At 63.2% G+C, this 4,923-nt stretch carries 4 protein-coding genes; 2 read left to right on the top strand and 2 right to left on the bottom strand.

Annotation, left to right across the window (positions count from 1 at the left end):
* Positions 1-47 precede the first annotated feature (47 nt).
* Together B4E36_RS18675 and B4E36_RS18670 are read left to right on the top strand one after the other, a co-directional pair.
* Positions 48-1,232 (top strand): Gfo/Idh/MocA family protein, encoded by a 1,185-nt coding sequence (locus B4E36_RS18675; protein WP_292053798.1) that lies wholly within the window; start codon positions 48-50, stop codon positions 1,230-1,232.
* A gap of 233 nt (positions 1,233-1,465) precedes the next feature.
* Complete coding sequence (locus B4E36_RS18670) at positions 1,466-2,839, top strand: GH1 family beta-glucosidase (RefSeq protein WP_292053796.1); 1,374 nt, start codon at positions 1,466-1,468, stop codon at positions 2,837-2,839.
* A 43-nt stretch (positions 2,840-2,882) separates the two neighbouring features.
* Here B4E36_RS18670 and B4E36_RS18665 read toward each other — a convergent pair whose 3' ends face one another.
* Together B4E36_RS18665 and B4E36_RS18660 are read right to left on the bottom strand one after the other, a co-directional pair.
* Positions 2,883-4,019, bottom strand: coding sequence for an ABC transporter ATP-binding protein (locus B4E36_RS18665; protein ID WP_292053793.1), 1,137 nt, complete (start codon positions 4,017-4,019; stop codon positions 2,883-2,885).
* An 88-nt stretch (positions 4,020-4,107) separates the two neighbouring features.
* Positions 4,108-4,923 (bottom strand): extracellular solute-binding protein (locus tag B4E36_RS18660; RefSeq protein WP_345900674.1); only part of this gene is annotated, 816 nt, incomplete at its 5' end.

Here is a 4,923-nt window from a genome sequence, read left to right as displayed (position 1 = left end):
GATGAGGGGTGCAACCCCGGACAAAGACAATTCAGGAGAACACGAAAATGGCGATTGAAGGCAAAGACGAGAAATATTCCGGCCGCATCCGGCTCGGCATGGTGGGCGGCGGATCGGGCGCGTTTATCGGCGGCGTGCACCGCATGGCGGCGCGCCTCGATGATCACTACACATTCATCGCCGGCGCGCTGTCGTCCACGCCGGAAAAGGCGCTGGCCTCCGGCAAGGAACTCGGTCTCGATCCGGAGCGCACCTATGGCTCCTACGAGGAGATGGCCGAGCAGGAAGCCGCCCGCGAGGACGGCATCGAGGCGGTGGCGATCGTCACCCCCAACCACATGCATTTCGGCCCGGCCAAGGCCTTCCTCGAAAAGGGCATCCACGTCATTTGCGACAAGCCGGTGACCTCCAATCTGGAAGACGCCAAGGCGCTGAAGGCGATCGCCGACAAGGCCAATGCGCTGTTCATCCTCACCCATAACTACACCGGCTATCCGATGATCCGCCAGGCCCGCGCCATGGTGGCAAACGGTGATCTCGGCGATATCCGCCTGATCCACGCCGAATATCCGCAGGACTGGCTGACCGAGCCGGTTGAAAGGCAGGGGTCGAAACAGGCCGAGTGGCGCACCGACCCGAAACGATCGGGCGCGGGTGGCGCGCTGGGCGATATCGGCACCCATGCGCTGAACCTTGCCCTGTTCGTGTCGGGTGCTTCGGTCGAAAGCCTCGCGGCCGATCTCGACAGTTTCGTGGAAGGCCGACAGCTCGATGACAACGCCCATGTCATGCTGCGCTTCAAGGAGAAGAACGGCGTCAGGCCCAAGGGCATGCTGTGGGCAAGCCAGGTCGCGCCGGGCTTTGAAAACGGTTTGAAAATCCGCGTCTGCGGCACCAAGGGCGGGATCGAATGGGTGCAGGAACACCCGAACATTCTGTGGTTCACCCCGTTCGGCCAGCCGAAGCAGATGCTGACCCGCAACGGCGCCGGCGCCCTGCCGGAATCCACCCGCGTCTCACGCATCCCCGCCGGCCACCCGGAAGGCTATCTCGAAGGCTTCGCCAACATCTATTCCGAAGCGGCGCTCGCCATCAAGGCATATCGCGATGGAAGAGAAGCCCCCGACGTGATCTATCCGACGATCGAGGACGGCGTGATCGGCCTCGCCTTTGTCGAGGCCTGCGTCGAATCCGCCAAGAAGGACGGCGCCTGGGTGAAACCGAACGTCTGATGCGCTTCGGCCCTGCATGCGCGCTCAACAGCGTCATGCAGGGCCGGGTGACGCAATTCGGCAACGTTGTCGGGATAAGTTCTGTAACGTTACAGATTTCGGTGGCCCATCCTGTACAAAGCGCTTTGGATTTTCTAGAGATCGGCCTCGAGAAGCCGCGGTACCTGTAACGGCGAGACGACTAAGGCTGGGTGGAACCGCCTCATCCCGGCCGAGACGAAAGGATATCCAGCATGATCGATCCCAAGGCTCTGGCCGGTCGTTTTCCGTCCGATTTCATGTTCGGCGTCGCTACCGCCTCCTACCAGATCGAAGGCGCTGCCCGCGAGGATGGCCGCAAGCCCTCGATATGGGATGCGTTTTCCCACATGCCGGGCCGCACTTTCAACGGCGACAGCGGCGATGTCGCCTGCGATCATTACCATCGTCTCGACCAGGATCTCGACCTGATCAAGTCGCTCGGCGTCGAGACCTACCGGTTTTCGATCGCCTGGCCGCGCATCATTCCGGACGGGCGGGGACCGATAAACGAGGCCGGGCTCGACTTCTACGACCGGCTGATCGACGGCTGCAAGGAGCGCGGCATCAAGACCAACGCGACGCTCTATCACTGGGACCTGCCGCTGACGCTGGCCGGCGATGGCGGCTGGGCGGCGCGCTCCACGGCCTACGCCTTCCAGCGCTATGCCCAGACGGTGATGAAACGCCTCGGCGACCGCCTCGACATGGTCGCGACCTTCAACGAACCCTGGTGCATCGTCTGGCTCAGCCATCTCTACGGCGTTCACGCGCCGGGCGAAAAGTCGATCGACGCCGCCCTCGCCGCGCTTCACACGATGAACCTCGCCCACGGCCTTGGCGTCGAGGCGATCCGCCAGGAAGCGCCGAACGTGCCGGTCGGCATCGTCTGCAATCACCAGGCGATCGAACCCGCCTCTGACCGCGCCGAGGATATGGCCGCGGTCGAACGGGCCTTCCAGTTCCACAATGCCTGCTTCTTCGATCCGATGCTGAAGGGCGAATACCCGGCCGACTTCATGGCCGCCTATGGCGAACGCATGCCGGAGATCGAGGACGGCGATCTCGCGACCATCAACCAGAAGCTCGACTGGTGGGGCCTCAACTATTATCGTCCCATGCGCATCGCCCATGACGGCAGCCCGGACGCGGCGTTTCCGGCGGCAAGAGAAACTGCCCCGGTCAACAATGTCCTCACCGATATCGGCTGGGAGGTCTACGCCCCGTCGCTCGGCAAGCTGATCAAGCAGCTCTACGACCGCTACGACCTGCCGGACATGTACATCACCGAGAACGGCGCCTGCTATAATATGGAGCCGGTCGACGGCGTGGTCGACGATGCCCCGCGCACCGAATACCTCTCGGAGCACATCTCGGTCTGTGCCGACGTCATTGACGCCGGCATTCCGCTGAAGGGCTACTACGCCTGGAGCCTGATGGACAATTTCGAATGGGCGGAAGGCTACCGCATGCGTTTCGGCCTGGTCCACGTGGACTACGAAACCCAGGAACGCACCATCAAGGACTCCGGCAAGTGGTACAAGGTGCTGGCCGAGACCTTCGGGACGACTGAAACCGAAGCAGCCTGAGGGCCGCTGCGCGCTCCCGCGCCGCTGATGGCTGGCCCCCGGCTCAGCCTTGGGCTTCCGGGGCCAGCACTTTCTCGAAATCGAAGTCCTTGAGCTCGACGCGGCGCTCCAGCGCGTTGCCGTCGCCATCGAACAGGTGGCAGTCGGCGGCGTTGATGCCGATCACCACGTCCTCGTCGACGCGCACCGGGGCTGAGCCCGACGTCAGCGAGCAGAAGGTCTTGCCCTCGCCAAGCGCCGCATAGGCGATGGTGTTGATGCCGAGGCGTTCGATTACCGTCGGTTTGATGGTGATCGCCAGCTCGCCGCCGCCAAGCACGGTGTGCTCCGGGCGAATGCCGAGCGTCAGCGTCTCGCCGACGAGCCCGTCTCGCGGTTCAACCGGGACGGTGAGGCTCTTGCCGTCATATTCGACGGTGACGCCCGCCTGATCCGCGCCGGTGCAGGTCACCTTCAGGAGATTCATCGGCGGATTGCCGATAAAGCCCGCGACGAACAGGTTCTGCGGCTTGTGATAGAGCTCAAGCGGCGCGCCGACCTGGGCGATGTCGCCGGCGTTCAGCACCACGATCCGGTCGGCCATGGTCATGGCCTCGACCTGGTCGTGGGTCACATAGATCATTGTGGCCGCAAGGTCGTGGTGCAGCCTTGTCAGTTCGATGCGCATTTCGCCGCGCAGCGCCGCGTCGAGGTTGGAGAGCGGCTCGTCGAACAGGAAGATCTTCGGCTTGCGCACGATCGCGCGGCCGATCGCCACGCGCTGGCGCTGGCCGCCCGACAGCATGCCGGGCTTCTGCTGCAGGCGCTCGCCGAGTTGCAGAATATTCGCCGCCGCCTCGACGCGCTCGCGCACCTCCGGCTCGGCCATTTTCTGCACGCGCAGCGGAAAGGCGATGTTTTCGTAGACCGTCATATGCGGATAGAGCGCATAGGACTGGAACACCATCGAGATTCCGCGCTTGACGGGGGCGAGATTGTTGACGCGCTCGCCGTCGATCGTGATGTCGCCGGAGGTGATGTCCTCAAGGCCGGCGATCATGCGCAGAAGCGTGGATTTGCCGCAGCCGGACGGACCGACGAAAACCACGAATTCGCCCTCGTGCACCTCGAGATCGATGCCCTTGATGACATCGTAGATGCCGTAATTCTTGTAGATGTTTTTGAGATTGAGCTGTCCCAAGAGGTCTCTCCTGCCGCATCCGGGCCGCCATTCCAGGCCGGCCCGCAAATGGGAAGCCGCCCGGCGACCCCGCCGGGCGGCCGTCGTTTTACTTGTACTCTTCGATCTCGGCCGCGGTCGAGCTCAGGATCTCGGCCGGCTCGGCGGAACCGATGACGACGGACTGGACCATGTCGACCATGGCGTTCTGGAACGCCTGATAATCGGTGAACAGCGGCTCGGGACCGCCGAACTCGATACCGTCGAGGAAGGGCGCCCAGGTCGGGTCCTCTTCAACCATTTCCTGCACGCCCGCCACCGGCCGCAGCGGCGTCAGGCCGTGGGTCTTTTCATAATAGAACTGGTTGTCCGGATTGGTGAGCCATTTGGCGAGGCTGATCGCCTGCTCTTCCACGCCGGAACCATCGAACACGGCCATGCTGTCGGTAATCAAGAGCGTGCCGGGACCCTTGCCCTGCGGGCCGACCGGCAGCGGCGCGACACCCCAGTTGAGATCGTCATTGACGCGGTTCCTGACCCAGGGGCCCTGCTCGATCATGGCGACCTGGGCATCATTGAACAGCGGCGTCAGTTCATCCTGCTCGTAGGCGGTCGGGCCTTCTTCCGACACGTCCACCATCTTGCCGTACCATTCCAGCGCCTCCAGGTTCTGCGGGCTGTCGAGCACGATATTGCCGTCGGCATCTATGACCTGGCCGTTATTGGTGTAAACCCAGTGCAGATACTGGTGCATGGTGTTGTCGAAGCTCTTGGCGGTCAGGCCGAAACCGGGCGTGCCGGTCTTTTCCTTGATGGTGGCGGCCATGTCGTAGAGTTCCTGCCAGGTTTTCGGCGGGGTTTCCGGGTCGAGGCCCGCCTGTTCGAACAGGTCCTTGTTCCAGTAGAGCGCCTTGGTGGAGAAGGC

Origin of the sequence: Martelella sp. UBA3392 (assembly GCF_002358775.1) — a bacterium.
Lineage (GTDB): Bacteria > Pseudomonadota > Alphaproteobacteria > Rhizobiales > Rhizobiaceae > Martelella > Martelella mediterranea.
Note: the sequence above shows the minus strand (reverse complement) of the source record. Positions and strands in the feature narration are given on the sequence as shown.

Excerpts from the sequence above, each read along its gene's own strand:
- B4E36_RS18675 (WP_292053798.1), top strand. The coding sequence starts at position 48 with ATGGCGATTGAAGGCAAAGACGAGAAATATTCCGGCCGCATCCGGCTC.
- B4E36_RS18670 (WP_292053796.1), top strand. The coding sequence starts at position 1,466 with ATGATCGATCCCAAGGCTCTGGCCGGTCGTTTTCCGTCCGATTTCATG.